Raw genomic sequence first — 537 nt, 5'->3', positions numbered from 1 at the left:
ATATACTTTTCTACCTATTTAACGTTTAGAGTAATCCTTATACATTTTATAGACCTCGGTGCTAAAATTCGTTAAAAAAATCTAGTTGCTTAGGAGCTAAATTCTCATATTCAATATTTAATAAGCTCATGAGCTGTTTGGCATTATGTACAGCATCTCCGCCGGAGTTATTATTAAATAACAGGTAAATGTCCTTCGTTTGTTTTTGCAGCTTTTCAAGACGTTCTTTCCACTCTAGGAGCTCTTTTTCATTGTAACGATACAAAAACCTTACCGCTCGCCAATTGCCTTCTGCGGGCTTATTCCAACCGTGTACGTTTCGTCCATGAAAACGTATAAGTGTTTTCTGTTTATCTGTAGCATGAATCACAATGGGAATAGATCCTTCTCCTGCCTGCGGTTCATCACAAATACCATGAATCCACTTCTCTTGTTCCATAAACGTTAACGTTTTATCATAGAAAAACGGTTTAAACCAAGATTGATTTCGAAACTCCAGCGCTACTGGCAAATCTCCAAACTTCTCACGGCTATACC

Annotated in this window: 1 protein-coding gene; it reads right to left on the bottom strand. The window is 37.4% G+C overall.

Annotated elements, in window-relative coordinates; translation table 11 throughout:
• Positions 1 to 61: 61 nt before the first annotated feature.
• A partial coding sequence (locus AC27IT_RS28120; protein WP_487092311.1) for a DUF72 domain-containing protein occupies positions 62 to 537 on the bottom strand: 476 nt, incomplete at its 5' end.

This window comes from Brevibacillus sp. YAE8, from assembly GCF_057543335.1.
This window is presented reverse-complemented; position numbering and strand designations above follow the sequence as displayed.